Genomic DNA, 26,707 nt, shown 5'->3' on the forward strand with positions numbered 1-26,707 from the left:
CCACCGCCCGCCGCGCGCCGCACTCTGAGGCGCGGGGCCGGGGTGGCTCAGGCTTTTTTTGGCGGGAGCACTCCTGCAGCCGCAGGCCGCACGGTGCCCACAGGCATGGGGGGCATGGCGCCCCAATCGCCATCGGCACTGCCGGCACTGGCAGAGTCGGGCTGAGCACTGCTGGCGTTTTGGCCTTGGGTGGGGGCTTGGGGTTTTTGTGCCGTGGGTGCCGCTGCTGGGGGCGTTGGCTGTTGCGCCCCCACCTGCCTGCGGTGGTGCAGGGCCAGCTCGGCCACGGCGTCTACGTCGGCCACGGTGACCGCATCGCGCCCGTCCAGCGCAGCCGATGCGCGGGCGGCGCGCAGCATGACCAAATCGGCCCGCACCCCATCCACCCCGGCGGCCAGGGCCAGGGCTCCGGCGTGGGCCACTGCATCATCCGGCCACTGCACGCGGGGCAACAGGGCTTGCGCGTCCAGCACGCTGGCGGCCAGGTTTTGCAAGGCGTCGGTATGGCTGGCGGCCACGGCTGTGGGGTCCGCATCAAACAGCAAGCGGCTGCGCACGATCTGCTGGCGCTGCTGTGCATCGGTGGGGTTGTGCAGCCACACCGAGAGGCCAAAGCGGTCCAGCAGCTGGGGGCGCAGTTCGCCCTCTTCTGGGTTCATGGTGCCCACCAGCACAAAGCGCGCGGCGTGGCGCTGCGAGATGCCGTCGCGCTCCACGGTGTTCACGCCGCTGGCGGCTACGTCCAGCAGGGCATCGACCAGCGCGTCGGGCAGCAAGTTCACCTCGTCCACATACAGCACGCCGCCATGCGCCCGCGCCACCAGGCCGGGCGAGAGGCGCACCGCGCCGCTTTGCAAGGCGTCTTCAATGCTGAGTGTGCCCACCAGCTGCTCCAGGCTGGCAGCCAGTGGCAGGGTGACAAACGGGGCCTGCGGCAGCAAGGCGGCCAAGGCGCGTGCGGCGGTGGACTTGGCCGTGCCACGCGGCCCGCCAATGAGCACCCCGCCAATGCCGGGGTCTACCGCCACCAGCAGCAGGGCGCGCTGCAAGGCCTGCTGGCCCACCAGCGCAGTGAAGGGGAAAGGCACTGGCTCGGGCGCGCTGGCGGATGCCGGGGTGTGCAATTGAGGATGAACTGCAGGATTGAGGGGCATGGTCAGGATGCTTCCAGTTGGTTGTCGAGCGCCAGCACATGGTCCTGGATGCGTTCGCGGTGGTCGCCGGGCTCGGCCCACAGGCCGCGCTGCATGGCCTCCAACAGGCGCTCGCCGATGCTGCGCAGGGCGCCGGGGTTGTGTTGTTGTAAAAAGGCGCGGGTGTCGTCGTCATGCACATAGGCGTCGGCCACCAATGCGTACTGGTGGTCGGCCACCACGCCGGTGGTGGCGTCAAAGGCAAACAAAAAGTCCACAGTGGCGGCCATTTCAAACGCGCCCTTGTAGCCGTGGCGCTTGATGCCGTTGATCCACTTGGGGTTGACGGCGCGTGAGCGCACCACGCGGGCGACTTCTTCGCCCAAGCTGCGGATGTGCGGTGCGCCGGGCACGCTGAAGTCGCCGTGGTACAGCGCGGCCGTCTTGCCGCTCAGGTGCTCCACCGCGGCGGCCATGCCGCCCATGAACTGGTAGTAGTCGCCGGAGTCGAGGATGTCGTGCTCGCGGTTGTCCTGGTTGTGCAGCACCGCTTCCAGGCCGGCCATGCGCTGGGCAAAGGCTTCGGTGGCGGCAGCACCGTCGCTGCTCTGGCCATAAGCGAAGGCACCGGCGCGAAGGTAAGCCTCGGCCAGCTCGGAACGCTCCGTCCAGTTGCCACTGGCAATGGAAGCCTGCAAGCCCGCGCCATAGCCACCGGGCCGGGGGCCGAACACGCGCCAGGTGGAGGCGCGCTCGGCGTCTGCATCGCTGTGGCCGGCGGCCTGGGCCTGCGCAGCCTCGGCCTGCACCCGCATGCGGATGGGGTTGACGTCGTCCGCCTCGTCCTCAGGCGAGATGGCAGCCACGGCGCGCACGGCGGTGTCGAACAAATCGATCACGTTGGGGAAGGCATCACGAAAGAAGCCGGACACGCGCAGCGTCACATCCACGCGCGGGCGGCCCAGCACGGTCATGGGCATGACTTCGATGTCGGTAACGCGGTTGCTACCCGCTGCCCACTTGGGCCGCACGCCCAAGAGCGAGAAGGCCTGGGCCACGTCTTCGCCGCCGGTGCGCATGGTGCTGGTGCCCCAGACCGACAGGCCCATGGCCGTGGGGTACGCGCCATGGTCTTGCAGGTGGCGCTCGACCACGCGGTCTGCGCCCTTGGCGCCCATGGCGTAGGCGGTTTGGGTGGGGATAGCGCGGGTGTCCACCGAATAAAAGTTGCGCCCGGTGGGCAGCACATCAGGCCGGCCACGCGAGGGGGCGCCACTGGGGCCCGGCGGGATGAAGCGGCCATCCAGCCCGCGCAGCAGCTGGGTTATCTCATTGGGGCCACAGGCGTCCAGCCGCGGGGCCAGCACCGTTTGCAGGCGCTGCAGCACCTGGGTGGTGTGGGGCCAAGATTCGGGAGCATCCACGGGGCCATCGGGCAGCGCACTGCCCGGCTCTGCCATGTCTTGCACCACGCGGGTGGCCAGCAGCTCCAAGCGCTCGCGGGTGTGGCCGGCATGGCGCCAGGGGTCAACGCTCAGGGCTTGCAGCACTTCGGGGCGTGGGCCGGTCCAGGGTGAGGCCCAGTCGGGGCTGAGGGCGTCGAAGTCCGTCAGACCCAAGTCTTGCGCCAAGGCTACCGTTAGGCTGGCTTGGGCGGCACCTGAGCCGCCGGGGTAGCGGGCCAGCGCCACCAGCGTGTCTACCCGCTGACGGCCGGTGGGCGACTGGCCGAAGGTGTGCAGGCCATCGCGGATTTGCGATTCTTTGATTTCGCACAGGTAGGCGTCCAGACGGCGCAGCAGCGCTTCGCGCTCAGCATCATCTGCAGGCTTGGTAAAGCCCAGCTCGGTGTGCAAGCCATCGGCCAGCACCTGCTCCAGGATGCTGTTGCGCAGCAGCTTGGCGCGGCGCGGGTCGAGGGACAGGGCTTCGTAATACTCGTCCATGCGGCCTTCGAGCTGTTGCAGCGGCCCATAGGTCTCGGCCCGGGTCATGGCGGGCATGAGGTGGTCGATGATGACGGCCTGGGTGCGGCGCTTGGCTTGCGCGCCCTCTCCGGGGTCGTTGACGATGAAGGGGTACAGGTGCGGCAGCGGGCCCAGGATGGCGTCGGGCCAACAGGCCGCGCCCAGCGCCACGCTTTTGCCGGGCAGCCACTCCAGGTTGCCGTGCTTGCCCACGTGCACCACCGCGTCCACCGCGTAGGCGCGGCGCAGCCAGAAGTAAAAGGCCAGGTAGTTGTGCGTGGGCACCAGATCAGCGTCGTGGTAGGTGGCGACCAGGTCCAGATCGCGCCCACGGGCGGGCTGGTTGCCCACAAACACGTTGCCATAGCGTTGGCCCGAAATCATGAAGCGGCCATGGCGCACCAGCGGGTCCTGCTCCGGCAGGCCCCATAGCGCGTTGATGGCGGCTTGGCTCTCGGCGGGCAGCGCGTGGAAGTCTTGCAGGTAGTCGGCCATGGCCAGGCTCTGCCCCACAGGGCGGGCGTCGTTGGCGTCCAGGTTGTTGGTGATGCCGCGGGTCAGGTCGGCCATCAGGGCGTCGCTGTCAGCCGGCACTTCGCCGGTGACGTAGCCTGCGGCCTGCAAGGCTTGCAGGATGACCACCGTGGACGCGGGCGTGTCCAGCCCGACGCCATTGGCCAAGCGCGAGTCGTCGTTGGGATAGTTGGCCAGCACCAGCGCCACGCGCTTTTCACTACTCTTTTTATAGCGCAGCGCGCACCATCTGCTGGCGAGAGCGGCCACATAGGCCATACGCTCGGGCTCGGGCTGGTAGCGCACTACATCAATCTCGGCGCGCTCACAGCGCCAGGCCAGGCCCTTGAAGCTGATGGGTCGGGTGCCGATGCGGCCATCCACCTCGGGCAGCACAATTTGCATGGCCAGGTCGCGCGGGGTGAGGCCGTGCGGGTCGTCTTGCCACTGTTCTTGCGAACAACCGGCGGTGATGAGCTGCAGCACCGGCGCATCGCCCGCGAGCAGCATGGGCCGCACCTCGGCGCCACCCTCTCCTTCCGCGTCCTTGCCGTCGATGGAGCCCACGGCAAAGCTGGTGGCGTTGAGCACCACGTCCACCCGGTGCTCTGCGGCCATGGTTTGCAGCAGCGCCATGCTCTCGGGGTTTTTGAGCGAGTCCAGCGCCAGCGCCAGGGTGTTGAGCCCCTCCCCTGCCAGCGCGGCCAGCATGGCATCAAACGCGGCGGTGTTGCCGGCTTGCAAATGGGCTTTGTAAAACACCAGCAGGGCTGTGGGCGCGCCGTCGCGCCACGGGGCCACTTGGCTCAAGGGCTCGTAGCGCACCGCGCCGGGCAGCACCTGCGCTGGTGCAGGCCGTTCGCCCCGGCCAAAGGCGGCATGGGCGATCAGCTGGTAAAAGTTCTCGGCATTGGCGCGCCCGCCTTCGCGCAGGCAGCGCCAGAGGTGGGTGCAGTCGTCTTTGGCCGCAGTGCTGCGCAGCAAAAGCTGCGCGTCTTCCACGCACTCGCCCGACACCATGGCCAGCCACTGGCCACGCGCGGCGGCGGATTCGCATACCTGGTCGACGATGTAGGCCCAGTCGCTGGGGGCGCCCAGGTGTTCGATGACGATGGCCTTGGCATGGCGCAGCACATCGTCCATGTACAGGTCGGTGGACGCAGGCTGGCGCAGCCACATCAGGTTGGCCAAGCGCACCGTCGGGAAATCGGCGGGCAGATTGCTGGCCACCTCGGCCAGGAGCGACAAGGTGGTGTCCGCGACGGTGAGCACCACGATGTCTCCGGGCGTTTGCTCCACGCGCACGATGCCATTGCCATCGTCTTCGACATGGCCGCCGGGGCGGGTGGAAAGCAAATGCATGGTGAACTGCCTTGAATGCGCTGCTGTTATGCCAACGCAGCTTGCAGCTCAGCCTGCAGCGTGGCCGAGTCCAGGTGGTCGCCAATGAACACCAAACGTGTTGCACGGGTTTCATCAGCACGCCAGGCGCGGTCAAAGTAGCTGTCAAAACGCTGGCCCACGCCCTGCACCACCAGACGCATGGCCGCACCGGGCAGGGTCACAAAGCCTTTGACGCGGTAAATCTCGTGGCGCTGCACCAGCGCGGCGAGTGCCGGGATGAGCTTGGCGCGGTCGGCGACTTGCAGGGTGAGGGACAGGGAGTCGAACTCGTCGTGGTCGTGGTCTTCTTCCTCGTCGTGGTGGGTTTTGCGGGAGTCGATCACGTCTTCCACCGCGCGCTCCAGGCCCAGCAGCACGTCCATGGGCACCTCGCCGTGCGAGGCGCGCACCAGCTTCACGCCAGCGGGAGCTTCGGCGCGGATGGTGGCCTCGACCGATTCGAGGGCCGCAGCATCCATGCCCTCCACCTTGTGCACGATGACCAGGTCGGCCGTGGCCAGCTGGTCCTCAAACAGCTCGGCCAGCGGGGATTCGTGGTCCAGGTTGTCGTCGGCTCGGCGCAAAGCGTCCACGGCCACCGGGTCTTCGGCAAAGGTTCCGGCAGCGACTGCAGGCGCGTCCACCACGGTGATGACCGAGTCCACGGTAAAGGCGTTGCGCAGCGCGGGCCACTGGAAAGCTTGCACCAGTGGCTTGGGCAGGGCCAGGCCGGAGGTTTCGATGACAAGGTAGTCGATCTGGTCGCGGCGGGCGGCCAGTTGCTCCATCACCGGGGCGAACTCTTCTTGCACGGTGCAGCACAGGCAACCGTTGGCCAGCTCGAACAGCTGGCCGTTTTCTTCACCGTTTTCATCGCAGCCAATGCCGCAGCCGCGCAGCAGCTCGCCATCAATGCCCAGTTCGCCGAACTCGTTGACGATGACGGCAATGCGCCTGCCCTGCGCGTTGGTGAGCAACTTGCGCAAGAGCGTGGTTTTGCCGCTGCCAAGAAAGCCGGTGACGATGGTGGCGGGAATTTTGCGGGTTTGCATGGGGAGAAATCTTTCAGTCAACAAAAAGGAAGTGGATGCCGGGGGCTAGGCCGCATCAGGCTGGTTCAACAGGGTGTACATGACAAACAGGGCGCCCACACTGGCGGTGATGATGCCCACGGGCAGCTCCTGAGGCGCAAGGACTGTGCGGCTCACCACATCGCTGAGCAGCAAGAGCAGCGCCCCCATGAGCACCGAGAGCACCAGCATGCCCCGGTGCAAGGCGCCCGCCGCAGCGCGCGCCAGGTGCGGCACCATGAGGCCCACAAAGCCAATGACACCGGAGACGGCGACAAAGCAGGCGGTGGCAAACGCACACACCACGAACAGCTGCACCCGCAAGCGCTGGGGGTCTATGCCAAGGCTGTGGGCGGTGTTTTCACCGGCCAGCATGGCGTCCAGAGCACCCCATTGGCGCCAGCAAAACGCAGCCAGCACGACCAGGCCCGCCAGCGGAACCCAGAGGCTGTCCCAGCGCGCGGAGCCCAGACCGCCCATGGTCCAGAACAACACCGACTGCGCGGCCCGCTGGTCACCCAGAAAGGTGAAGTAATAGGTGATGGCCGTGAACAAAAAGGACACGGACAGCCCCGCCAAAATCATGCGTTCGGGGGAATGGCTGCGAAAGCGACGCAACAAAAGCAAGACCACCAGCACCGAGGCCATGCCACCCACAAAGGCCGCGAGTGGCAGCGTCCATTGGCCCAACACCTCGCCCGTAAAAGTGATCACCCCCACCGCACCCGCCGCCGAACCGGAGGACAAGCCGAACAGGTAGGGGTCAGAGAGGTCGTTGCGGGTGGCCGTTTGCAGCAGCGCACCCACTACCGCCAGGCCGCCGCCCACCATCATGGCCAGCAGCATGCGTGGCAGGCGCAGGTCCACCACGATGCGATCGACCATGCGGTAGCGGCTGTCGTCGGCACCCGTCAGCCACAAGCCCAGGCCGTGGCCCACATCGCTCCAGGAGACAGGGGTAGCACCGGACACCACCGACACCATGCCCACCACGCCCATGAGGACCAGCAGCAAGGCCGCCCACACGGGGACAGACCCGCCACGCAAGCGGCGAAATGTGGAGGCAGGCAGTGCGAGGGACATGGTCAACGCGCTGCGGCCCTGGCCATTTTTTCAATGGCTGCAATGTTGGCGGGGCCGGGGGTCAGCTCTTCGTACCGGAGGGCCACGAAGCGTTTGTTCCTGACCGCGTCGGTGTGCTGCATGAGGGGGTGCTTTTGCAGGAACTGCAGGAGCTTGTCGGCTCCGCCATCGTTTTGGTAATCCAGCAGCACCAGAAACTCGGGGTTGCGCGCGGCCACGGCCTCCCACGCCACCGTGCCCCAGCTGGTTTCCACATCATCCATGATGTTGCGGCCGCCCACGGCTTCCATCATGGCGGTGGGGATGGCGTATTTGCCGGCCGTGAAAGGCTTGTCTTCGCCTGAATCAAACAGGAACATGCGCAAGGGCTCTTTGCCCGGGACTTTGGGCAGGATGGCCAGGCGCTGCTTCCAGGCGCTCACCTGGGCTTTGGCCGCGGACTCTTTGCCAAAGATGGTGCCCAGTTTGATGAAGTCGGTGTAGAGCAGGTCCATGCTGGCGCGGGGCCGGTTCTTGTCCACATGGATGCAGCTCTCGCTCAGCACCAGGGTAGGGATTTTGTATTTTTGCAGGGTGGCGGGCGTCACATCGCCCCCCACCTTCATGCCGTAGTTCCAGCCGGCAAAGAAGAAGTCGGGGTGGGCCGCCAGGATGTTTTCCAGGGTGGGCTGCTTGGGCGCAATCTCCTTGATGTTGCCCAAGGCGGCGCGAAACTCCGGGCTCATTTTGTACCAGCCCGTGATGCCGCTCACCGCGACCATGCTTTTCTGCAGGCCCAGTGCCAGCGCCATGTCGGTCATGTTGATGTCATGCACCAGCGCGGCCTTGGGCGGGGCAGCAAAGGTCAGCTTCTCACCGCAGCTGTCCACGGTCACCGGAAAGGTCTGCGCAGCCAGCAGGCCAGACCACAAGGCGGCGGCCGCCATTACGCATGACCGCGACGGGCGACGGCCAGCGCGCAAAGCAATGTTCTTCAAGGTATTTTTCATGAGGGCGGGGATTGTCAGGTTCATCATTCATTCAACCGGAAACGGGCGAAGACAGGCCCGGGGGACTTGCGGGTACGCGCCCTTCCGGTTTTCCGGACTGGGGGGATTCAAACACGGCGATCTCGTGCTCGCGGTGCGGCAGGGGCAGATAAAAAACGTCCATCTCAAAATGGCCGCGCACCAGCTCCTGGGTGAGCACTTCCGAGGGTACGCCCTGTGCCACCACCCGCCCCGCTCCGATGACCACCACCTGGTGGGCAAAGCGCTGGACCAGGCTGAGTTCATGCAGTGCTGCTACCACGGTGACGCCCAGTTCGGTCAGAAGGTCCAGCATGTCGGCCCGGGTGCGCAAGTCAAGATGGTTGGTGGGTTCGTCAAGCAGCAGGATGCGGGGCTCCTGGGCCAAGGCACGTGCAATCGCAGCCCGCTGCTGTTCGCCCCCCGACAGGGTGCGCATCTGCCGGTCTTGCGACGCGTGCAGGCGACACCGCTGCAAGGCGCTTTGCACCACCGCAGCGCCCTGCTCCCGGTGCATGTCTCCATGGGGCGTGCGGCCCAGGGCAACGTAGTCGCGGACACGCAACTGACCGTGCACCTGCTCATGCTGGTGCACCACAGCCAGTTGCCGGGCCCGCTGCGGGCCACTCAGACTGGCCAGGTTGTGCCCGCCCAGCAGGACTCGCCCGCCATGGGGCGCCAGGCGGCCCGCCATGACCTGCAGCAAGGTGGTTTTGCCAGACCCGTTGGGGCCGACCACTGCGACATGGGCACCAAAAGGCACGTGCAAATGCACCTCGCTGAGCACCGGCGCACCCGCGCGCCGCAGGGAAACACCCTGCAGCACCAGGTCGAACGGCGCGGGCGCCGGGTTGGGGCTCATCACATCGTGCATGGGGGCCTTGGCGCCTTCAGTCTTCTATGCCGCGCTGGGCGGGCACACCGGCTTTGAAGTGGTGCTTGATGAGCGTCATCTCGGTGACGGTGTCGGCCAGCTCGATCAGTTCCGCCGGGGCGTTGCGGCCGGTGAGCACCACATGCACGTGGGGCGGACGATTGCGCAGGCAGTCGAGGATGCTTTCCAGCGGAATCCAGCCGTAGCGCAGGGGGTACATGATTTCGTCCAGCACGACCATGAAATGTTCGCCCGCCATCACGGTGGCTTTGGCTTGCTCCCAGCCGGCCTGGGCCAACTCAGCGGAGTGGTCCAGGTCTTTGCTCTTCCAGGTGAAGCCGTCGCCCAAGCCCACGATGGGGATGCCCAGTTGCTCGAACAGCCGGTGCTCGCCAAAGCGGGCGGTAGGCACTTTCATGAACTGGTAGACCTTGACCGCCTTGCCCCGGCCATGGGCGCGCAAGGCCAGCCCGAAGGCGGCTGTGCTCTTGCCTTTGCCGGTGCCGGTGTGCACCAGAATCAATCCACGCCGCTCGCCCTGGGGGCGCGGGGTGTCACGGTCTACGGGTGGGGCTATCAGTTCCACAGTGAAGTTCCTTCAATTCAACCAACGCTCAGGCGGCGGAATACACGCGCTGGTTGACCAGCGGGTTGCCTTGCAGGCGGCGCAGAGCCTTGGCGGCAGCCAGTACGCCCACATCGACCATGGGCTCCAACAGCACCACTGTCATGTAGGCGGCGCCGAAGGTGGCGATCTGGCTCAGGTTTTCCATGCCCACGCCACGGCCGTAGATCGCCCAGAAGGCCACCCATGCCACGATGCCGCCTTGGTACGCGGCAGACAACTTGAAGGCTTGGCGGTAGCTCAGGTCCACATAGGCCACGTTGGCCGGCACGATGCGGCGGGCCAAAGCGGATGTGGCAAACAAGGGTACCAGCAGTGTGGTGACGTTCATGCCGTACTGGGGCAAGTCTTGTTGCGCGAAGAACAGGCTCTGGATCAGCAAGCCGCCCATCAGGCCGATGACCGCAGGCGCCACGCCGAAGATCAGCATAAGGGTGGTACCCAGGATCAGGTGCACCTCGGACACCCCTACCGGATGGTGCGGGAACACTTCAAAGAAGCAGAACACCAAACCCACGCACAGCAGGGCGCGCGCGATCAGGGCCAAAGGACCGTCTTTCTTGACTGCATGGACCGCCAGCTTGGTTGCGTACAGGGCTGCCGTAGTGGCGGTGGCGTAGCTCAGCAGAATTTTGGTCGAGTCGACGAGACCGGGTTCAATATGCATGCTTCTCTCCTTGGTTAAAAAATTTACGGGGACTTCAGGGTCAGCGGCAGACCGGCTGCCATGAGGGTGACGCGCTCGCAGGTAGCGGCCACCTGCTGGTTGAGCCGGCCCAAGGCGTCCACAAAGGCGCGCACCTCGCGTCCCATGGGAATCACGCCCAGGCCGATCTCGTTGCCCACCAGCACCACGGGGCCGGGAGCCTGCGAAATTGCTATCAAAAGAGAAGCTGCTCGCGCACTATCCATGGGCGCTGGAGGGCTATTTGGTTCAAAATCAGCGGGCATGAGCTGGTTGGTGAGCCACAGCGTCAGGCAGTCCACTACCACCAGCGTGGCGGGTGTGCTGTGCTGCGCGATCGCTTCGGCCAGTGCCAGGGGCTCTTCCACCGTGCTCATGCCGGGCACGCGCTCGGCGCGCTCCTGCTGGTGGCGGGTGATGCGCAGGCGCATCTCGTCGTCCCACGGTTGGGCGGTGGCGATCATGACGGCGCGGTGGTCTGCTGACTGCTGCACCCATTGCCGGGCGACCAGCTCGGCGCGGCGTGACTTGCCGCTTTTCTGGCCACCCAAAATGAGCTCGCTGCGGGCGATGGTGAATTCGGTCATGCCGCAGCTCCACGGGTCAGAGCATCTGAATCCATCCACGCCATGAAAATGCGGTGCATCTGCTGCACGCCATCCGTCAAAGCCGCGGGGCCGGGCTGCAGGATGTCTGCGGACTTGATTTCAAACAATTGCCCGTCCCGCACGGCGGGCACATGGGCCCAGCCTTCACGGGCGGCGACCTTCTCAGGGCGGAACTTCTTGCCGCACCAGGAGCCCAGCACGATGTCGGGCGCGCGTTGCACGATGGTGGCGCCATAGGCAATGATGCGCTGCTTGCCCATGGGCTCAGAGGCGAGTTCGGGAAAGCAGTCATCGCCCCCCGCAATCGTCATCAATTCCGATACCCAGCGGATGCAGCTGATGTGGGGATCGTCCCACTCTTCAAAAAACACTCTGGGCCTGCGCGCACCGGCTGCGATGCGGGCAGCCACGGTGGCTTGCATGGCTCGCAACTCCGCTTGCATCTGCGCAATGCGGCGGGCACCCTGCTCTGCCTCGCCCACCATGGCAGCGACTTGGTAGAGCATGGAAAAAATGTCGGCCACGCTGCGCTGGTTGAAGATGGTGACCTGCACGCCGCGCCGGACCAGATCGGCCGCGATGTCGGCTTGCAAGTCCGAGAAGCCGAACACGCAGTCGGGCTGCAGCGCCATGATTTTGTCTGTCTTGGCGCTCAGGAAGGCGCTGACACGGGGCTTCTCGTCCCGCGCACGCCGGGGGCGCACGGTGTAACCCGAGATGCCGACGATGCGGTGCTCCTGACCCAGCAGGTACAGCCACTCGGTGGTCTCTTCGGTCAGGCAAACGATGCGCTGCGGACCGGGGCTGAAATGCAAGAGGTCGTGCGTCATGCGGCCGCCTCCTGTGCCGGGGTGAACAGCTCGACGACCGCCTCGGTGCAGGACGGAAACCAGGCGTGAAAGTAACTGGCCCGCACGGAGCCTTGCTGCCACAACGCCTCGCCCGCATCGGGCATGGGGTCGTGGTCAGGACGTGCGGTGCGCGCGACCGGCACCAGCGGGCTGGCGCTGGTGGAGTAATGGAAGGTGTGGCCGCGCAAGGTGCCCGCCTGTAATTTGAGCTGTTGGGGGCCCAGCGCCGACAGTCGTTTGTGCATGGTGACTTCGCCTGGCAGCAGGCCCCACAGGATGTGTTGTGTTCCATCTGTGGACGTGATCGTGTCGAACAAGACCATCATGCCGCCGCACTCGGCCCACACGGGTTTGCCGGCCTGCACATGATGGGCAAGACTGTCGCGCAAACGGATGTTGGCGGCCAGTGTGCTCGCGTGCAATTCGGGGTAGCCACCGGGGATCCACACCGCATCGCAGGGGGGTAAAGTGGCGTCTGCGAGTGGCGAGAAGAAAACCAAGTCGGCGCCCAATGCTTGCAGGCAATCGAGGTTGGCGGTGTAGATGAAACAGAAGGCGGTGTCTCTGGCCACTGCGATGGTTGTGCCTTTGAGGCTTTTCTGTTTGTTCGCGTGGTTCGCAGGGGCATGCGTGGTTGGACGAAGCGGCAAAGCGCTCTGCTCCGTGCCCCCCGCCCGCTGTGCGGGCTCCTCCCTGACCTGCGCAGAACGCTCTGCCGCTTCGCCCTGGCGGGCTGGCTCCGGCTCTGACCCTTGTTCTCGGAATTCCACTGACCACTGTTGCAGGTCTTGCAAGCTCATTTTTCCCAGCGGCGTATTGGCCAATGCGTCGGCAGCGGCATCGAGGCGGGCTTGGGCGTCAGCGACTTCACTCGCCACCGTCAGGCCCAGATGCCGCTCGGGCAGGGTCATGGCGGCGTTGCGCATCACGGCGCCCAGCCAAGGGCTGTCGCTGCGCAGGCTGCGTTGCAGCATGGCCGCATGGCGCTCAGTCGCTACGCGATTGGCCAGTGCGCCGGCCCAGCGCAGACCCGGACGGAAGGTTTGCAAACCGTACGCTACCGCGCCGAAGGTGCCCGCCATGGAGCCGGCGTCCATCACGGCCATGACGGGCAGGCCAAAGTGCTGGGCCAGATCGGCAGCGCAGGGGTCGCCATCGAACAGGCCCATGACGCCCTCCACCAGAATCAGGTCCGCCTCCTGCGCGGCCTGACTCAGGCGCTGGCGGCAATCGGCCTCACCGGTCATCCACAAATCGAGTTGGTAGACCGGCGCTCCGCTGGCGAGCTGGTGCCAGTAGGGGTCGAGAAAATCCGGCCCGCACTTGAACACGCGTACGCGCCGCCCCTGCCGCGCATGCAGGCGCGCCAACGCTGAGGTGACCGTGGTCTTCCCCTGTCCGGAGGAAGGGGCGGTGATCAAGAGTGCCGGGCAGGAACGTGACATTGCAGGCGCTGTCTCATGCCTTGTGTTGCATCACTCTCCCTGGCTTCCCCGCCAGGGCATGAGCGTTACGGACATGCGCTGGGCGCATATCCACCTTGTTGGCCGGTATCCGGGCTGGTGGAGGCAACCTTCATCGTCTTCCCAAGCGCGTGTTCAAAGCGTTCAGTGACCGGGATGAAAGCAGTGCCGGAACGACACGTCCACTTACCGTTGCGGGGGCAGCGCAGGTTAGGCGTCACCGCATGCGGCCACCCCCTCCTGCTTCCCGTTGAACTGCGGCATGCGAACCACACCGCGAGCACCAACACGGCGCATTTTACGCAGCTATTGCTTGCGCCACCCCTACAATGAAAGCCTTATGTCGAATCAGACTCCCATCGACCAAATCGCCGAGCGTGTGGAACGCCTGCTGCTTCGTTACGAAGAACTGCAGCGTACCAACGCCCTGCTCACCAGCCAGGTGGAAACACTCACCCAAGAGCGTGATGCGCTGAAGTCCCGGCTCGGTGCTGCACGCGCCCGGGTCGACGCGCTGCTGGAACGCATCCCTGACAACCTGGTGACCCACAAAGACCCGACATGAAACAGCTGGAAGTTCAAATCATGGGGCAAAGCTACCTGCTGGGTTGCCCCGACGGAGGTGATGCGCGTTTGCTGGAAGCGGTGGAGCGTGTGGACACCGCCATGTGCAAAATCCGCGACGCGGGCAAAGTGCGTGCACGCGACCGCATTGCGGTGCTGGCTGCCCTGAACCTTGCTTTCGACCTGTCTGACAGGGCTCCCGCTGCCGAAGCCACACCCGCGGCAATGCCAACTGCCACCGCGCCCTCTGCACCGGGCATGGAAGGCGACAGCGCCTTGTTGTTGAGCTCTCTGCTGGAGCGTCTGGATGCTGCCTTGAGCGACGACGGGCGCCTTCTCTGAGACGACGAAATTAGCCCTTCACCCGGCACGAACTCGGGGTTGACGCCTACAATAGAGGCGTCTGCGAACCCGCCGGGCTTTATATTTCCTTGAACCAATGCTCATTGAGCCAGGGCTTGGAATATTGCTCGACTAGCGTGATCATCTCGCGTCAGATGAACCCAAAGTTGACGCTGACCTCGCCCACCTGAACCCCGGTTCAGGATGCCGGTCCGGTGGATCTTCGCAGGCACCCTCCCCCACCTCAGGCGCTTGCATGCCGTTCGAACTTCTCCTGATTCTTGAACTCGCCACACTGGGGTTGGCCACCGGTTTTGTTGCGGGCCTATTGGGTATTGGCGGCGGCATGCTGATAGGCCCGTTTCTCACCTGGATACTGACCTCCCGCGGCGTTCCGGCGGATATCGCGGTCAAGATGGCGATTGCCACGTCCATGGCAACCATCATGTTCACCAGCATTTCGAGCGTACGCGCCCACCATCAGCGCGGCGCCGTACGGTGGGACGTGGTGAAACGCTTGGCCCCCGGCATTGTGTTGGGCGGCGCGTTGGCCAGCTTGGGTGTTTTCGCCCTGCTCAAAGGGACCACACTGGCACTGCTGTTTGCCTTGTTCATCGGTTACTCAGCCACCCAAATGTTTCTGGACAAGAAACCCAAACCGAACCGCCAGATGCCCGGCACTGCAGGCCAATGGGCCGCGGGCAGCGTGTTCGGTTTCTTGTCCGGACTGGTGGGAGCCGGCGGTGGCTTTGTCAGCGTGCCCTTCATGGTGGCGCACAACATCCCCATCATCAATGCAGTGGCGACCAGTGCGGCGCTGGGATTCCCGATTGCGCTGGCCAACACCAGCGGCTATGTGTTGGCCGGCCTGGCATTACCCGGCTTGCCCGCCTGGTCACTCGGCTATGTCTGGCTGCCGGGTTTGGCAGTGATTGCCGCATGCAGCGTATGGACCGCACCGCTGGGTGCACGCACGGCGCACAAGCTGCCGGTCGCCAAGCTCAAGCGGGTGTTCGCCTGTGTGTTGTACCTCTTGGCAGCCTACATGCTTTGGAAGGGCCTGAGCGCCTGAGCGGCGCCCACTTCAAACCGGTGTGGCGGGTGTTTCGGGTTCGTCGGCCTGCTCGAAAAAGTAGGCGATACGCTGCCTCGGAGCCAGATAGTCCAGCGCAGCGGGTGGCAAATTGGCAGGCTTCAAACTGCGGCGGATGCCCAGCTGCGGGGCTTTTTCCAGATCCAGAATCAGTGCCTCGTGCTTGGGCACCCCGGGCTCATGCAAGATCACGCGTGGCTTGAGCGGGCGGGACGAGTTCACAGACACCACAATGCCGTAGCGGTCGTCAATCAACTGCACCACTGAGCCCGGCGGGTACACGCCCATCATGCGGATGAAGGCGCTCAGGGCAGCTGAATCGAAGCGGGCTTTGAACTGCGCAAAGATCAACGACAGGGCTTCGTGCGGCGTCAAGGCCGCGCCCGGGCGGCTGGGATTGCACAAGTTGTCGTAGCGGTTGACCAGCGCGAGAATGCGGCCGGCATTCCCCATGGCGTCGCCCCGCAAGCGGGACGGGAAACCACTGCCGTCCACCATTTCATGGTGTTGCAGCATGGCCAGCAGTGAGGGATTGCCCAGCTCCATCGCGCGACCTACTGAGATACCCTGCGCCACATGCTCCTGGTAGAGCCGGTATTCGGCAGTGGAAAAATTGTCCTCCAGCCAACGCACACGATCTGGTAGCTTGACCTTGCCGATGTCGTGCAAATACGCGGCAAGGCCCAGATCCATGAGCTCGCCACGAGAGAGCCCCATGGCCTTGCCCAGCAACAAGGCAATGATGGTGACATTGACCGAATGCATGGAAGACTTGTCGCCCGCCGTCTCGGACAGTAGTCGGATAGACGCCTCCCCCTTGTCGAGCATGTCATCGACGTAGGTCGTCACCATTTCCCTGCAGGGCCCGGCAGCGTCCTTGGGATTGGACTGCACCATGTCCAAAGTCTTGCGGTACAGCCGCACTGACTCCGCAAATCGCCGCTCGCATACGACCAGACTGCGCTCTTGGGCAGCCAGCATGGCGGCTCGCAGTTGACGCTGCTCGCGCTCACGGGCAGCAGCCTCCTGGCGCTCCACTTCAGCGGCGGCGGCTTCACTGAGTGCGCCGGACGTTGCCCCCTGCTCTGCAAGCTCAGGCAACGCATCACTCTTGGAGGGCACATAGCGGACCTGGGGCTTGCCCAGCCCCCGAATCACATCAATCTGTTTCTGCGAACTGATCTTGAAACTACCGGTGGGAAATGGATGTGCCATCCAGCCCACATCCAATTCGATGTAGTGCCCTACGCGCAACAGCGCGACATCAATCCACACAGACTCTTCAGATTTCATAGGCTCATTGTTCGCTTGCGCATCGTTCTCCCATCAATATTCGACATCAACACGTCGAACTTCAGCGCAAGTCCCTTCATTCCCGAATGAGCATACCCCAGCGTATGGGGCTCCTTCGCCGGATCGGGGACATTTCTGCAAATCCGCCACAGGCAAAAGCATAAAAAAAGCCCGCGAGCAGCGGGCTTTGGACAGGCAGGCAACCGGGTTTCAGCCCATGTGCAATCCGCCGTTCACCGAGAAGTCAGCCCCGGTGGCGTAACCGCCTTCTTCTGACGCCAGCCACGCGATGATGGACGCGATTTCAGATGGCTCACCCAAGCGCTTGACCGGCACCGTCGCCACGATTTTGGCCAGCACGTCCTCACGGATGGCCTTGACCATGTCGGTACCGATGTAGCCGGGGCTCACGGTATTGACGGTCACGCCCTTGGTGGCGAGTTCCTGGGCCAATGCCATGGAGAAGCCGTGCATGCCGGCCTTGGCAGCCGAGTAGTTGGTCTGGCCGGCCTGGCCTTTTTCACCGTTCACGCTGGAAATATTGATGATGCGGCCCCAGCCCTTTTCGACCATGTCAGGCACCACTTGCTTGGTGACGTTGAACATGGAGTCCAGGTTGGTGCTCATCACCGCTTGCCAGTCTTCGCGGCTCATCTTCAGGAACATGCGGTCGCGGGTGATACCGGCGTTGTTCACCAGCACGTCGATACTGCCGTGCTCGGCCTTGGTCTTGCTGAAGGCTTCGACGGTGGAATCCCAATCACCCACGTTGCCCACAGAGGCGTGGAAGGTGAAGCCCAGCTCTTTTTGTTCGGCAATCCACTTGGCGTGGTCGCGCGTGGGGCCGCAACCGGCGATGACCTTGAAGCCCTCTTTGTGCAAGCGTTGGCAGATGGCGGTTCCGATGCCACCCATGCCGCCGGTGACGTACGCTACTTTTTGACTCATGTTGTTTCCTCTTCTCAAATCAGATTGCTACAAAATCAGTAGCTGCCGGCGCACATTCCACGGGCGCCAACAGCCAAAAACACTTCCAATCAACGCTCGACTGCCAGGGCTACGCCCATGCCGCCGCCGATGCACAGGGACGCAACCCCCTTCTTGGCGCCACTGCGCTGCATTTCGTGCAGCAGGGTCACCAGGATACGGGCGCCGGACGCGCCGATGGGGTGGCCGATGGCGATGGCGCCACCATTGACGTTGACCTTGGCAGGATCGATGTCCAGCAACTTGTTCACGGCACAGGCTTGTGCGGCGAAGGCTTCATTCAGCTCAAACAAATCGACGTCGGATGCCTTCCAGCCTGCGCGTGCCAACGCGCGCTGGGTGGCAGACACTGGGCCCAGGCCCATGAGGGCGGGGTCCAGACCGGTGGTGCCGAAGCTGGCGATGCGTGCCAAAGGCGTGAGACCCAGGGCTGCGGCCTTCTTCGCGGACATGACCATCACGCCTGCGGCTCCATCGTTGATGCCGGAGGCGTTACCAGCGGTCACGCTGCCCGCCTTGTCGAAGGCGGGGCGCAGGCCGGCCAAGGCTTCGGCGTTGGTCTTCTTGTTGATGAATTCGTCGGATTCAAACACGACCGGGTCACCCTTGCGCTGGGGGATGACCACCGGCACGATTTCAGCCTTGAACTTGCCGGCCTCTTGGGCTGCAGCTGCTTTTTGCTGGCTGCCCAGCGCGAGGGCGTCCTGCTGCTCACGGGTGATGCCCTGCGCCTTGGCCACGTTTTCGGCAGTGATGCCCATGTGGTACTGGTTGTACACATCCCACAGGCCGTCGGTGATCATGGTGTCGGCCATCTTCCACTCGCCCATGCGCTGGCCGTCACGGCTACCCAGCAACACATGGGGAGATGCGCTCATGTTTTCCTGACCGCCAGCGATCACGATGTCGCTGTCGCCCCAGGCCACTGCCTGTGCGGCCAACATCACGGCCTTCAGGCCGGAGCCGCAGACGGCATTGATGGTCAGTGCGGGAGTTTCCTTGGCCAAGCCCGCCTTCATCACGGCCTGGCGCGCAGGGTTCTGGCCAGCGCCAGCGGCCAGCACCTGACCCAGGATGACTTCGCCCACGGCGTCTACAGGCAGCCCGCTGCGCTCGAGCAGGCTTTTAATCACAATGCTTCCCAGCTCGGTTGCGGGAGTCTTGGCCAAAGAGCCACCGAATTTTCCAACTGCAGTGCGGGCCGCAGCAACGATCACGATATCTTCCATCAGGTGTCTCCTTCTTAGTGAATCAAAAACTCAGGCTTTCGCCTGTACATAGCGCCCTGGAGCCGCCTCTATGACTTTGTACTTCCCTTTGCCATAGCTCTTGGGTGCAGCAATTTGCTTGCCAGCGTGGCCCTTGAGCCACTGGGACCAGTCGGTCCACCAGCTGCCGGGATGTTCGACAGCACCCTCCAGCCACTGTGCGTGCGTCTTGGGCAACTTGCCATCAGCACGGATCCAGTGGCTGCGTTTGTTTTTCGATGGCGGGTTGATAACCCCCGCAATGTGCCCCGACGCGCCCTGCACAAAGCGCTTCTTGCCGGGTAGCAGCTGCGTGGAGGCATAGGCACCGCCAATGGGCACGATGTGGTCTTCCCGCGAGCCGTAGATGTAGACCGGAATGTCCAGCGCGCTCAAGTCCAGCTTCTCGCCACACACCGTGAGCTTGCCGGGCTTCTTGAGGTTGTTTTCCAGGTAGGTGTTGCGCAAGTACCAGGCGTAATACGGGCCGGGCAAATTGGTGCTGTCGCTGTTCCAGTACAAGAGGTCAAAAGGCGGCGGGGTTTCGCCCTTGAGGTAGTTGCCCACCACATAGTTCCAGACCAGGTCGTTCGGGCGCAAGAAACTGAAGGTACTGGCCAAATCCTGCCCCTTCATCAGCCCGCCCTTGCCCAACTCGGCCTCGCGGTACTTGACCATGCCTTCGTCGATAAACACGTCCAGAATGCCGGTGTCCGAAAAGTCGAGGAAGGTGGTGAGGAAGGTGGCACTATCCACCGGTTTCTCCCCGCGTGCCGCCAACACTCCCAGCGCAGTGCCCAACATGGTGCCGCCTACGCAGAAACCCAGCGCGTTGATGGTGGACGATCCGCTGATCTCTTGGGTGACGCCGATGGCCTTGATGACTGCGTGTTCGATGTAGTCGTCCCAGGTTTTGTGCGCGAGCGACTGGTCCGGGTTGCGCCAGCTCACCACGAAAGTGCGGTGGCCCAGCTCTACCGCGTAGCGAATCAAGGAATTATCCGGCTGCAGATCCAGGATGTAAAACTTGTTGATGCACGGTGGCACCAGCAGAAAGGGCTTCTCGTAAACCTTGGCGGTCAACGGTTTGTATTCGATGAGTTGGAACAACTCATTCTCAAACACCACGGCGCCCTCGGTAGTGGCCACGTTCTTGCCGACCTCGAACAGGCTCTCGTCCGTCATGGACACATGGCCTTGCTGCAAGTCATGCACCAAATTCTTCACACCCAAGGCGATGCTCTCGCCTTTGGTTTCAATGGCTTTTTTCTGGGCTTCGGCGTTCAGGGCCAAAAAGTTGCTGGGGGAAGCAGCCGCCATCCATTGCTCGACCGCAAAGCGGATGCGGTTTTTGGTTTTGGCATCGGTTTCCACGGCTTCGGCCAACCCCATCATGGTGCGGGCATTCAGCAGGTAGGCGGCGGCGGCGTAAGCGGCTACCGGATTGTCATGCCAGGCAGGCGCTGCAAAGCGACGGTCCGCCAGCGCGGGCGGCTGGGTCATGCCTTGGGTGAACAGTTTCAGAGCCTCTTCGGTGTAGGACTTTTGCAAGGCCTCCAGACGCTCAGGCACAAAACGAATCTCCGGCAATGCCTCCGGCATGGCCGGGAAGCCCGCCCCTGCGGCTCCGGCATCCAGCCCTTTGAAGGCTTCCAGGGCCTTGGAAAAGCTTTGGGTGAAAGCCTGTTGAAACTGCTCGGCCGCCTGGGCCATCAAGTCAGAAGGGGGTTGCGTCACGCCATCACCTTGAAATTTAGTGGGTCTAGTCTAACTGCCAAGTATGGCAGGCTTAAGCTGCGATATCCTGACACCACTACCTCTCCGAAACCCTGATGTACATCATTCCTATCGCCTGGATCTACGTTGCCCTGATGATGAGTGTGGCCGAGGCCACCAACACCACAGGAACTGTGCTGGGCGCCATCTTCACTTTTTTGCTGTACGGCGTGCTGCCGGTAGCGCTGATGATGTATTTCATGGGCACCCCGGGCCGCAAACGGGCTTTGAGGGCTCAAGAAATGGCCGAGCGCCAAGCTGCCATTGACGCGCATCAAGCGGCGGCACAGGCGACAACGTCACTCGAGCCAGATGCAGGCGGCCAGCCGCCCGCTGACGCGGTCCCGCCGGTGGCTGAAAAACCGTGAGGGGTTGCTGACGGTGCACCACGCCGTGCTGCCGTCATTGCCCCAAATGCTGTTGACACCCGCAAGCTGCAAGCGCTGACGCGCAAGCGCCGGCAAATCCGCCAGCCATTTGCCGGAAGACAAGGGGGTAAAGCAGGCTGTAGCAGCCGGCAAAGCCTCAACGAATGCGCCGCGCACGTCGTCGCCCACCTCAAACGCTTGCGGCCCTATACACGGGCCTAGCCACGCTATGATTTCAGGAGCTACTTGCGCACTATCCACGGGCGCTGGAGCACTAAAACACTTCAAAGTCTCCTCCAGCACGCCCTGCCCGCCAACACCCGCCAAACCACGCCAGCCAGCGTGTGCGGCCGCCACCCAGCTGCCATCCGCTGCCGCGAACAGCACTGGCAGACAGTCGGCGACCATGATGGTGCAAACCGTACCCGGCTGTGTGGCGTAGCAGGCATCGGCTTCTGTCCCGTCAGGCGTACTGGCCTCGAGGTGCACGCAGCTGTTTCCGTGCACCTGATTCAAAAACACAGGTCTACCGCCTACGGCCTGCGCCAAGCGCTGCCGGTTAACCCCCACTGCGGCCGCATCGTCAGCCACATGCAGGCCCAGATTCAGACTGTCATACGGGGCACTGGAGACTCCCCCTTGGCGAGTGGTACACAAGGCCCTAACCCGAAGGGGAGCCGGCCAGTCGGGGATGATCCAGTCCGCGTGCGTTGTAGCCATATCAGGACTTCCCATCCGGGCAGGCGTCGGGACTTGCGCTTTGGAAGGCCTCCAATGCCATGCACGCATCAAACGCAGCCATGGTGCGGGGCAATCCGTCTAAGGACACCGCAAATCGTTTGGCATTGAAGATCAGCGGTACCAGGCAACAGTCCGCCAATGTCGGTGACTCTCCAAAACAAAAGGTATGTGGCGCAGGCAAGCCGCGTTGCTGCTGCCAAGTGTCCAAGGCTGACACTTGTTGCTCAAACGCCTCCAGTCCGCTGCGGGTCCAGTGGTGGTACCACTGGTCTTTGGCAGCCTCTTCCAAATGCATGGGGCCCTTGAGGTATTTCAGTACCCGCAAGTTGTTCAAAGGGTGGATTTCACAGGCAATCGACTGGGCCAAAGCCCGCACCTTCGCGCGGCCCAATGCATCAGCAGGCAGCAGCGGGCGCTCAGGGTGTACTTCATCTAGATACTCCATGATGGCCATGGACTGCGTCAGCACCTCGCCAGCATCCTCCAATGCGGGCACCAAGCCATCGGGATGCAGCTCACGGTATTCGGGCTGCAATTGCTCGCCACGCACCAAGTGCACTGCCGCGTAGTCATATGGAAGGCCCTTGAGGGCCAGGGCAATGCGCACCCTGAAGGCGGCCGACGATCGAAAGTAGCTGAACAACTTCATGCCACCGAGGATAAACCGATGCCGTTACCATTCGACCATTCACCCCGATTTGGAGACACCATGATTCTTGAGCTTGCCGACATCCGCATCCATCCCGGCCAGAATGCCGCCTTTGATGAAGCCATCGCGCGCGGCTTGCGTGACGTGATCTCCAAAGCCAAGGGTTGCCAGGGATTCAAGGTCAACAAAGGCATTGAGAGCCCCGAACGCTACATCCTGCAAATCTTCTGGGATACCCTGGAGGACCACACGGTCGGCTTCCGGGAAGGTGAACTCTTCCCCCAATGGCGTGCCATCGTCGGCCCGTTCTTTGCCCAACCACCCGTGGTGGAGCATTTTGATCTGGTGGTGAAGTCCGTTTAACGCTGGAGATTCCCATGCGCTTTGTGTTCAACCCGCCAGCCGTCGCCAGCGTGGCAGTTGCCGGCCAGCCCGCCCGGTTTCCGGTGCACCGCATCTACTGTGTAGGCCGGAACTACGAAGACCATGCCAAAGAAATGGGCCACACAGGTCGTGAGCCCCCGTTCTTCTTCATGAAACCTGCTGATGCCGTGCTGGCTGCAGAAGCGGGCCAGACGGTGGACATGCCCTACCCCACACTCACCGCCAATCTGCACCACGAGGTGGAACTGGTGGTTGCCATAGGCACCGGCGGGAGCCACATTCTGGCCGCCGACGCACACCGCCACATTTACGGTTACGCCGTGGGCCTGGACATGACGCGCCGGGACCTGCAAAACGACATGAAGAAGCAAGGCCGCCCATGGTGCATCGGCAAAGGCTTTGAACACTCTGCGCCCCTAGGCCCCATCACCCCTGCGGCTCTGGTGCCGGATGTAGAGGCCGCCACCATTGCATTGCAAATCAATGGCGCAGACCGCCAGCGCAGCACGGTGGCAAAGCTGATCTGGAACATTGCCGAAACCATTGAGCAACTGTCTGCGGCTTGGGCGCTGCAACCCGGCGACCTGATTTACACCGGCACCCCCGAAGGCGTCAGCGCCGTGGTGCGTGGTGATGTACTGCATGCCACTGTGGACGGACTGGAATCCCTCACCGTGCGTATAGTCTGACCCATGCAACGCGCCCCCATCAAACATTGCAAAGAATGCGGCTCTGCCGTCGAGTACCGCGTGCCGGACGACGGCGACACCAAGCCCCGTGCTGTCTGCCCTGCCTGCCACACTATTCACTACGAAAACCCGCTGAATGTGGTCGGCACTGTGCCGCATTGGGGCGACAAGATTTTGCTGTGCAAGCGCAACATCGAGCCACGCTTCGGCAAATGGACCTTGCCTGCAGGCTTCATGGAGCTCAACGAGACTACAGCAGAGGGTGCAGCCCGCGAAACGGACGAAGAAGCAGGCGCCCAGTTTGAGCTGGAGGGCCTGTTCAGCCTGCTCAATGTGGCACGCGTAGGCCAAGTCCACATGTTCTACCGCGCCCGACTCACGAGTGACCAGTTCAACCCCGGTACCGAGACCATCGAGGCGCGCCTCTTCAGCGAGGAAGAAATCCCCTGGGACGAGATTGCGTTTCGCACCGTCAAGGAAACGTTGGAACACTATTTCGCCGACCGCCGCTCCGGGCACTACGGCATTCACACCATCGACATCGCGTGAGCACGGCCATGCTGCCCAGCTATGTGGTGCTGGACCTGGAGACCACGGGTGGCAACGCAACCCAAGACCGGATTACCGAGATCGCTGCGGTACGCATCGACAACGGAGTCGAAACCGCGCGCTGGTCTACCTTGGTGAACCCAGGGGTACGCATTCCCCCCTTTATCCAGAGCCTGACCGGCATTACCGACGCCATGGTGGAAGATGCGCCCACCTTCGCCCAGGTTTCCAAGCAACTGCTGGAGTTGCTGGAAGGCGCCGTTTTTGTGGCTCACAACGTGCGGTTTGACCATGGCTTCGTCGCCAACGAACTGGCGCGATTGGATATATCGCTCAAAGTCAAAACGCTGTGCACCGTGCGCCTCTCGCGCCGGCTGTACCCCCAGCACAAAGGCCATGGGCTGGATGCCATCCTGCAGCGGCATGGTCTGCAAACACAAGCACGCCACAGGGCCATGGGTGACGTAGATGTGGTGCTGGCCTGGTTGGATGTGGCCGCGCGCGAACTGGGTGCCGAAGCCCTGCAACGTGAAGCCTTGGGACTGCTGCAAGGCAGTGCCGCCCTGCCCCCGCAACTCGAAACCCCGGTGTCGGATATTCCGGATACGCCGGGTGTGTACCTGTTTTACGGCGAAGGCAGCATTCCGCTTTATGTGGGCAAAAGCGTGACCTTGCGCACCCGTGTGATGTCGCACTTTCAGGCCTCCACCAAAGTGGCGCGCGAGATGCGCATCCTGCAGGAAATCCGCCGTATCGAGTGGCGCGAAACTGCAGGCGAGCTGGGTGCGCTGCTGCTGGAGTCCCGGCTGGTCAAAGAGCTGCAACCCATTCACAACCGCCTGCTGCGGCGTGAAAAGCAACTCACCTCCTGGAAGCTTCACGATGACCCGGCCGCACGGCCTTTGCTGCAATTGGTGCGGCTGGACGAGGTAAACGCGGCTGACATGGGGCAACTCTACGGCGCCTATCGCTCCAAGCGTCAAGCCATGGACGCCCTGCGTACTTTGTGCGAGACGCACCAGCTCTGCCCCAACGCACTCGGGCTGGAATCCGGCAAAGGCGCCTGCTTCGCCAGCCAAATCGGGCGCTGCAAGGGCGTGTGCGCGGGCCGCGAAGTGCCGGCCTTGCACCGTGTTCGCTTGCAAATGGCATTGGCTGAGCATCGCCTGCAAGCCTGGCCCCACCCCGGCCGCATGGGCATCCGGGAACACAACCCGCACACTGGTAGAACCGACATCCACGTTTTTGATCAGTGGTGCCATGTGGCTACGGTGCATGACGACGATGCCCTACAAGACGCCATCTCTGCCCGTCAGCCCTTGGCCTTTGATCTGGATACCTACCGATTGCTGCTCAAACGGCTGACTGGCACCGGACTGCGGTCCCGTGAAGTGCTGCACCTTGGTGCCCCCCATGCCCACAGCGCCTAAACCCCTGCGCGTGCAATTGGCCAGCGCCTTGCTCGACATCGTGGTGGCCGTCCCCGAGAGCCAAGAAACCGTCCAAAAGAACGCTGACGTTCGCGCCCACGCCATTGCCCGCAAAGCGGCGCGGCAAGCCAGCATGATGGCAGCCACGCTCTCGCTGCCGCCGGGCTGGATGGGCTGGCTCACCGTGGTGCCGGAAATGGTGGGTGTCTGGAAGATCCAGGCGCAGATGGTGGCGGACATAGCCGCGCTCCACGGCAAGCAAAGCAGCTTGGGCAAGGACCAAATGCTCTACTGCTTGTTCAAACACGTTTCAGCCCAGCTGTTCCGGGACTTCGCCGTGCGTGCCGGTGAACGGGCGGTGGTGCGATCCAGCACCATGAAAGCCTTGGAAGCTCTTGCACTGCAAATCAGTGGCAAGCTGCTGGGCTCTGCGCTGAAAAAAAGCGCCTCACGCTGGATTCCCCTGGCCGGTGCGGTGGGGGTCGGTGCGTATGCATACTACGACACGCTCCAGGTGGCCAAGAGCGCCCATCAGCTCTTTGCGGCTGATCCACAATAGGTTTCTTTTTCGATTTCTGTTGATTGCCTCCTCCATGGCCAAACTCTTTTTCCGCTACTCGGCCATGAACGCCGGCAAATCCACCTCCCTGCTTCAGATTGCCTACAACTACGAAGAACAGGGCCAACGGGTGCAGCTCTATACCGCACGCATTGACGACCGCAGTGGCGTAGGCAGCATCGCCTCCAGACTCGGCATTCAGCGTCAAGCTGACACGTTTGATGAACACACGGACTTCGAAGCCCTGCTAAGCGCGCAAGCCAGCTTGGCTTGTGTGCTGATCGATGAAGCCCAGTTCCTGCAACCGGAACAGGTGCGCCAGCTGCACCGCATCGCGCATAGGGCCAACATCCCGGCGATTTGCTTTGGCCTGCGCTCAGACTTTCAGGGCAAGCCCTTCGCCGGGGCAGCCCATTTGCTGACGCTGGCCGATGACATTGAAGAGATCAAAACCATCTGCGCCTGCGGACGCAAGGCCACAATGAACGTTCGGGTTGACGACCAAGGCAAGCGCGTGCGCGAAGGGGCGCAGATAGAGATAGGGGGCAACGACCGCTACCAGCAGGCGTGTGCCCGGTGCTTTTATGAGGGTACCACCGACCATTGAAACGAGAATAGGGCTCGTATTTGCAGCCCAATGACAAAAGCCGCTAAGCATTTTTGCTTAGCGGCTTTATCAACTTTTGGTCGGTGTGAAAGGATTCGAACCTTCGACCCCTTGCACCCCATGCAAGTGCGCTACCAGGCTGCGCCACACACCGATCGAGCCTCAAA

At 63.2% G+C, this 26,707-nt stretch carries 27 protein-coding genes, 1 tRNA gene and 1 riboswitch; of the genes, 10 read left to right on the top strand and 18 right to left on the bottom strand.

The window, feature by feature from the left end:
- Positions 1 to 47: 47 nt before the first annotated feature.
- From RAN89_RS12840 to RAN89_RS12890, 11 genes are read right to left on the bottom strand one after another with little or no spacing between them, the layout of a single operon-like run.
- Positions 48 to 1,154, bottom strand: a complete 1,107-nt coding sequence (locus tag RAN89_RS12840) for a magnesium chelatase ATPase subunit I (protein ID WP_313866681.1) — start codon at positions 1,152 to 1,154, stop codon at positions 48 to 50.
- A gap of 2 nt (positions 1,155 to 1,156) precedes the next feature.
- A complete protein-coding gene (gene cobN / locus RAN89_RS12845; protein ID WP_313866682.1) occupies positions 1,157 to 4,975 on the bottom strand; it encodes a cobaltochelatase subunit CobN in 3,819 nt (1,272 codons plus the stop codon).
- A gap of 26 nt (positions 4,976 to 5,001) precedes the next feature.
- Positions 5,002 to 6,048, bottom strand: a complete 1,047-nt coding sequence (gene cobW, locus RAN89_RS12850; protein WP_313866683.1) for a cobalamin biosynthesis protein CobW — start codon at positions 6,046 to 6,048, stop codon at positions 5,002 to 5,004.
- Positions 6,049 to 6,093: 45 nt separating this feature from the next.
- Positions 6,094 to 7,149 carry a FecCD family ABC transporter permease gene (locus RAN89_RS12855; protein WP_313866684.1) on the bottom strand — a complete coding sequence of 352 codons (1,056 nt, stop codon included), beginning with the start codon at positions 7,147 to 7,149 and terminating at the stop codon, positions 6,094 to 6,096.
- 2 nt (positions 7,150 to 7,151) lie between these two features.
- Positions 7,152 to 8,138 carry an ABC transporter substrate-binding protein gene (locus RAN89_RS12860; protein WP_313866685.1) on the bottom strand — a complete coding sequence of 329 codons (987 nt, stop codon included), beginning with the start codon at positions 8,136 to 8,138 and terminating at the stop codon, positions 7,152 to 7,154.
- A 31-nt stretch (positions 8,139 to 8,169) separates the two neighbouring features.
- A complete protein-coding gene (locus tag RAN89_RS12865) occupies positions 8,170 to 9,030 on the bottom strand; it encodes an ABC transporter ATP-binding protein (RefSeq protein WP_313866686.1) in 861 nt (286 codons plus the stop codon).
- A gap of 16 nt (positions 9,031 to 9,046) precedes the next feature.
- Positions 9,047 to 9,616, bottom strand: coding sequence for a cob(I)yrinic acid a,c-diamide adenosyltransferase (cobO, locus tag RAN89_RS12870; RefSeq protein ID WP_313866687.1), 570 nt, complete (start codon positions 9,614 to 9,616; stop codon positions 9,047 to 9,049).
- A 28-nt stretch (positions 9,617 to 9,644) separates the two neighbouring features.
- A complete protein-coding gene (locus RAN89_RS12875) occupies positions 9,645 to 10,322 on the bottom strand; it encodes an energy-coupling factor ABC transporter permease (RefSeq protein ID WP_313866688.1) in 678 nt (225 codons plus the stop codon).
- Positions 10,323 to 10,345: 23 nt separating this feature from the next.
- Entirely contained in the window at positions 10,346 to 10,927 is a 582-nt protein-coding gene (locus tag RAN89_RS12880) for a bifunctional adenosylcobinamide kinase/adenosylcobinamide-phosphate guanylyltransferase (RefSeq protein WP_313866689.1), read from the bottom strand.
- Positions 10,924 to 11,778 carry an ABC transporter substrate-binding protein gene (locus RAN89_RS12885; protein WP_313866690.1) on the bottom strand — a complete coding sequence of 285 codons (855 nt, stop codon included), beginning with the start codon at positions 11,776 to 11,778 and terminating at the stop codon, positions 10,924 to 10,926. The genes RAN89_RS12880 and RAN89_RS12885 overlap by 4 nt, the downstream gene beginning before the upstream one ends.
- Positions 11,775 to 13,244 carry a cobyrinic acid a,c-diamide synthase CobB gene (locus tag RAN89_RS12890; RefSeq protein WP_313866691.1) on the bottom strand — a complete coding sequence of 490 codons (1,470 nt, stop codon included), beginning with the start codon at positions 13,242 to 13,244 and terminating at the stop codon, positions 11,775 to 11,777. The genes RAN89_RS12885 and RAN89_RS12890 overlap by 4 nt, the downstream gene beginning before the upstream one ends.
- An 83-nt stretch (positions 13,245 to 13,327) precedes the next feature.
- Positions 13,328 to 13,565: riboswitch (cobalamin riboswitch) on the bottom strand.
- A 37-nt stretch (positions 13,566 to 13,602) separates the two neighbouring features.
- On the opposite strand from RAN89_RS12890, the gene RAN89_RS12895 reads away from it, so the two are divergent.
- From RAN89_RS12895 to RAN89_RS12905, 3 genes are all read left to right on the top strand, one after another.
- Entirely contained in the window at positions 13,603 to 13,827 is a 225-nt protein-coding gene (locus RAN89_RS12895) for a DUF904 domain-containing protein (protein WP_313866692.1), read from the top strand.
- Complete coding sequence (locus tag RAN89_RS12900) at positions 13,824 to 14,168, top strand: cell division protein ZapA (protein ID WP_313866693.1); 345 nt, start codon at positions 13,824 to 13,826, stop codon at positions 14,166 to 14,168. The genes RAN89_RS12895 and RAN89_RS12900 overlap by 4 nt, the downstream gene beginning before the upstream one ends.
- A 256-nt stretch (positions 14,169 to 14,424) precedes the next feature.
- Positions 14,425 to 15,240, top strand: coding sequence for a sulfite exporter TauE/SafE family protein (locus tag RAN89_RS12905; RefSeq protein ID WP_313866694.1), 816 nt, complete (start codon positions 14,425 to 14,427; stop codon positions 15,238 to 15,240).
- A gap of 12 nt (positions 15,241 to 15,252) precedes the next feature.
- Here the strand turns inward: RAN89_RS12905 and RAN89_RS12910 are convergent, their stop codons facing one another.
- From RAN89_RS12910 to RAN89_RS12925, 4 genes are all read right to left on the bottom strand, one after another.
- Positions 15,253 to 16,554 carry an HD-GYP domain-containing protein gene (locus RAN89_RS12910; RefSeq protein WP_313866695.1) on the bottom strand — a complete coding sequence of 434 codons (1,302 nt, stop codon included), beginning with the start codon at positions 16,552 to 16,554 and terminating at the stop codon, positions 15,253 to 15,255.
- Positions 16,555 to 16,764: 210 nt separating this feature from the next.
- Complete coding sequence (gene phbB / locus RAN89_RS12915; protein WP_313866696.1) at positions 16,765 to 17,502, bottom strand: acetoacetyl-CoA reductase; 738 nt, start codon at positions 17,500 to 17,502, stop codon at positions 16,765 to 16,767.
- A gap of 89 nt (positions 17,503 to 17,591) precedes the next feature.
- Positions 17,592 to 18,770, bottom strand: coding sequence for an acetyl-CoA C-acetyltransferase (locus RAN89_RS12920; protein ID WP_313866697.1), 1,179 nt, complete (start codon positions 18,768 to 18,770; stop codon positions 17,592 to 17,594).
- Between the two features lie 30 nt (positions 18,771 to 18,800).
- Positions 18,801 to 20,501, bottom strand: a complete 1,701-nt coding sequence (locus RAN89_RS12925; RefSeq protein ID WP_313869395.1) for a PHA/PHB synthase family protein — start codon at positions 20,499 to 20,501, stop codon at positions 18,801 to 18,803.
- A gap of 119 nt (positions 20,502 to 20,620) precedes the next feature.
- Here RAN89_RS12925 and RAN89_RS12930 point away from each other — a divergent pair, with 119 nt between their 5' ends.
- Positions 20,621 to 20,932, top strand: a complete 312-nt coding sequence (locus RAN89_RS12930; protein ID WP_313866698.1) for a hypothetical protein — start codon at positions 20,621 to 20,623, stop codon at positions 20,930 to 20,932.
- On the opposite strand, the gene pgeF is transcribed toward RAN89_RS12930, so the two are convergent.
- Together pgeF and maiA are read right to left on the bottom strand one after the other, a co-directional pair.
- On the bottom strand, positions 20,864 to 21,652 hold the full coding sequence (gene pgeF / locus RAN89_RS12935; protein ID WP_313866699.1) for a peptidoglycan editing factor PgeF: 789 nt from the start codon (positions 21,650 to 21,652) through the stop codon (positions 20,864 to 20,866). The genes RAN89_RS12930 and pgeF overlap by 69 nt on opposite strands.
- Position 21,653: 1 nt before the next feature.
- A complete protein-coding gene (gene maiA / locus RAN89_RS12940; protein ID WP_313866700.1) occupies positions 21,654 to 22,322 on the bottom strand; it encodes a maleylacetoacetate isomerase in 669 nt (222 codons plus the stop codon).
- A gap of 60 nt (positions 22,323 to 22,382) precedes the next feature.
- Here maiA and RAN89_RS12945 point away from each other — a divergent pair, with 60 nt between their 5' ends.
- Genes RAN89_RS12945 through RAN89_RS12970 form a run of 6 tightly spaced genes read left to right on the top strand, consistent with a single transcriptional unit; the run spans position 22,383 to position 26,540 of the window.
- Positions 22,383 to 22,685, top strand: coding sequence for an antibiotic biosynthesis monooxygenase family protein (locus tag RAN89_RS12945; RefSeq protein WP_313866701.1), 303 nt, complete (start codon positions 22,383 to 22,385; stop codon positions 22,683 to 22,685).
- Positions 22,686 to 22,699: 14 nt separating this feature from the next.
- Entirely contained in the window at positions 22,700 to 23,395 is a 696-nt protein-coding gene (locus RAN89_RS12950) for a fumarylacetoacetate hydrolase family protein (RefSeq protein WP_313866702.1), read from the top strand.
- 3 nt (positions 23,396 to 23,398) lie between these two features.
- On the top strand, positions 23,399 to 23,944 hold the full coding sequence (locus RAN89_RS12955) for an NUDIX hydrolase (RefSeq protein ID WP_313866703.1): 546 nt from the start codon (positions 23,399 to 23,401) through the stop codon (positions 23,942 to 23,944).
- The gene (locus tag RAN89_RS12960) at positions 23,941 to 25,374 is read left to right on the top strand and encodes an exonuclease domain-containing protein (RefSeq protein ID WP_313866704.1); all 1,434 of its coding nucleotides are present in this window, start codon (positions 23,941 to 23,943) and stop codon (positions 25,372 to 25,374) included. Before RAN89_RS12955 ends, RAN89_RS12960 begins: the two co-directional genes overlap by 4 nt.
- On the top strand, positions 25,358 to 25,933 hold the full coding sequence (locus RAN89_RS12965) for a hypothetical protein (RefSeq protein WP_313866705.1): 576 nt from the start codon (positions 25,358 to 25,360) through the stop codon (positions 25,931 to 25,933). Before RAN89_RS12960 ends, RAN89_RS12965 begins: the two co-directional genes overlap by 17 nt.
- A gap of 34 nt (positions 25,934 to 25,967) precedes the next feature.
- Positions 25,968 to 26,540: a thymidine kinase gene (locus RAN89_RS12970; protein WP_313866706.1), complete on the top strand. Its 573-nt coding sequence runs from the start codon at positions 25,968 to 25,970 to the stop codon at positions 26,538 to 26,540.
- Positions 26,541 to 26,617: 77 nt separating this feature from the next.
- On the opposite strand, the gene RAN89_RS12975 is transcribed toward RAN89_RS12970, so the two are convergent.
- Positions 26,618 to 26,694 (bottom strand) — tRNA-Pro (locus RAN89_RS12975).
- Positions 26,695 to 26,707 lie beyond the last annotated feature (13 nt).

The sequence above is a fragment of the Rhodoferax mekongensis genome (assembly GCF_032191775.1).
Lineage (GTDB): Bacteria > Pseudomonadota > Gammaproteobacteria > Burkholderiales > Burkholderiaceae_C > Allorhodoferax > Allorhodoferax mekongensis.

What these genes read in the sequence shown, in the direction of transcription:
- RAN89_RS12840 (WP_313866681.1), bottom strand. Translation starts at nt 1,154, where the DNA reads ATGCCCCTCAATCCTGCAGTTCATCCTCAATTGCACACCCCGGCATCC.
- cobN (WP_313866682.1), bottom strand. Translation starts at nt 4,975, where the DNA reads ATGCATTTGCTTTCCACCCGCCCCGGCGGCCATGTCGAAGACGATGGC.
- cobW (WP_313866683.1), bottom strand. Translation starts at nt 6,048, where the DNA reads ATGCAAACCCGCAAAATTCCCGCCACCATCGTCACCGGCTTTCTTGGC.
- RAN89_RS12855 (WP_313866684.1), bottom strand. Translation starts at nt 7,149, where the DNA reads ATGTCCCTCGCACTGCCTGCCTCCACATTTCGCCGCTTGCGTGGCGGG.
- RAN89_RS12860 (WP_313866685.1), bottom strand. Translation starts at nt 8,138, where the DNA reads ATGAAAAATACCTTGAAGAACATTGCTTTGCGCGCTGGCCGTCGCCCG.
- RAN89_RS12865 (WP_313866686.1), bottom strand. Translation starts at nt 9,030, where the DNA reads ATGCACGATGTGATGAGCCCCAACCCGGCGCCCGCGCCGTTCGACCTG.
- RAN89_RS12875 (WP_313866688.1), bottom strand. Translation starts at nt 10,322, where the DNA reads ATGCATATTGAACCCGGTCTCGTCGACTCGACCAAAATTCTGCTGAGC.
- RAN89_RS12880 (WP_313866689.1), bottom strand. Translation starts at nt 10,927, where the DNA reads ATGACCGAATTCACCATCGCCCGCAGCGAGCTCATTTTGGGTGGCCAG.
- RAN89_RS12885 (WP_313866690.1), bottom strand. Translation starts at nt 11,778, where the DNA reads ATGACGCACGACCTCTTGCATTTCAGCCCCGGTCCGCAGCGCATCGTT.
- RAN89_RS12890 (WP_313866691.1), bottom strand. Translation starts at nt 13,244, where the DNA reads ATGTCACGTTCCTGCCCGGCACTCTTGATCACCGCCCCTTCCTCCGGA.
- RAN89_RS12895 (WP_313866692.1), top strand. Translation starts at nt 13,603, where the DNA reads ATGTCGAATCAGACTCCCATCGACCAAATCGCCGAGCGTGTGGAACGC.
- RAN89_RS12900 (WP_313866693.1), top strand. Translation starts at nt 13,824, where the DNA reads ATGAAACAGCTGGAAGTTCAAATCATGGGGCAAAGCTACCTGCTGGGT.
- RAN89_RS12905 (WP_313866694.1), top strand. Translation starts at nt 14,425, where the DNA reads ATGCCGTTCGAACTTCTCCTGATTCTTGAACTCGCCACACTGGGGTTG.
- RAN89_RS12910 (WP_313866695.1), bottom strand. Translation starts at nt 16,554, where the DNA reads ATGAAATCTGAAGAGTCTGTGTGGATTGATGTCGCGCTGTTGCGCGTA.
- phbB (WP_313866696.1), bottom strand. Translation starts at nt 17,502, where the DNA reads ATGAGTCAAAAAGTAGCGTACGTCACCGGCGGCATGGGTGGCATCGGA.
- RAN89_RS12920 (WP_313866697.1), bottom strand. Translation starts at nt 18,770, where the DNA reads ATGGAAGATATCGTGATCGTTGCTGCGGCCCGCACTGCAGTTGGAAAA.
- RAN89_RS12925 (WP_313869395.1), bottom strand. Translation starts at nt 20,501, where the DNA reads ATGGCCCAGGCGGCCGAGCAGTTTCAACAGGCTTTCACCCAAAGCTTT.
- RAN89_RS12930 (WP_313866698.1), top strand. Translation starts at nt 20,621, where the DNA reads ATGTACATCATTCCTATCGCCTGGATCTACGTTGCCCTGATGATGAGT.
- pgeF (WP_313866699.1), bottom strand. Translation starts at nt 21,652, where the DNA reads ATGGCTACAACGCACGCGGACTGGATCATCCCCGACTGGCCGGCTCCC.
- maiA (WP_313866700.1), bottom strand. Translation starts at nt 22,322, where the DNA reads ATGAAGTTGTTCAGCTACTTTCGATCGTCGGCCGCCTTCAGGGTGCGC.
- RAN89_RS12945 (WP_313866701.1), top strand. Translation starts at nt 22,383, where the DNA reads ATGATTCTTGAGCTTGCCGACATCCGCATCCATCCCGGCCAGAATGCC.
- RAN89_RS12950 (WP_313866702.1), top strand. Translation starts at nt 22,700, where the DNA reads ATGCGCTTTGTGTTCAACCCGCCAGCCGTCGCCAGCGTGGCAGTTGCC.
- RAN89_RS12955 (WP_313866703.1), top strand. Translation starts at nt 23,399, where the DNA reads ATGCAACGCGCCCCCATCAAACATTGCAAAGAATGCGGCTCTGCCGTC.
- RAN89_RS12965 (WP_313866705.1), top strand. Translation starts at nt 25,358, where the DNA reads ATGCCCACAGCGCCTAAACCCCTGCGCGTGCAATTGGCCAGCGCCTTG.
- RAN89_RS12970 (WP_313866706.1), top strand. Translation starts at nt 25,968, where the DNA reads ATGGCCAAACTCTTTTTCCGCTACTCGGCCATGAACGCCGGCAAATCC.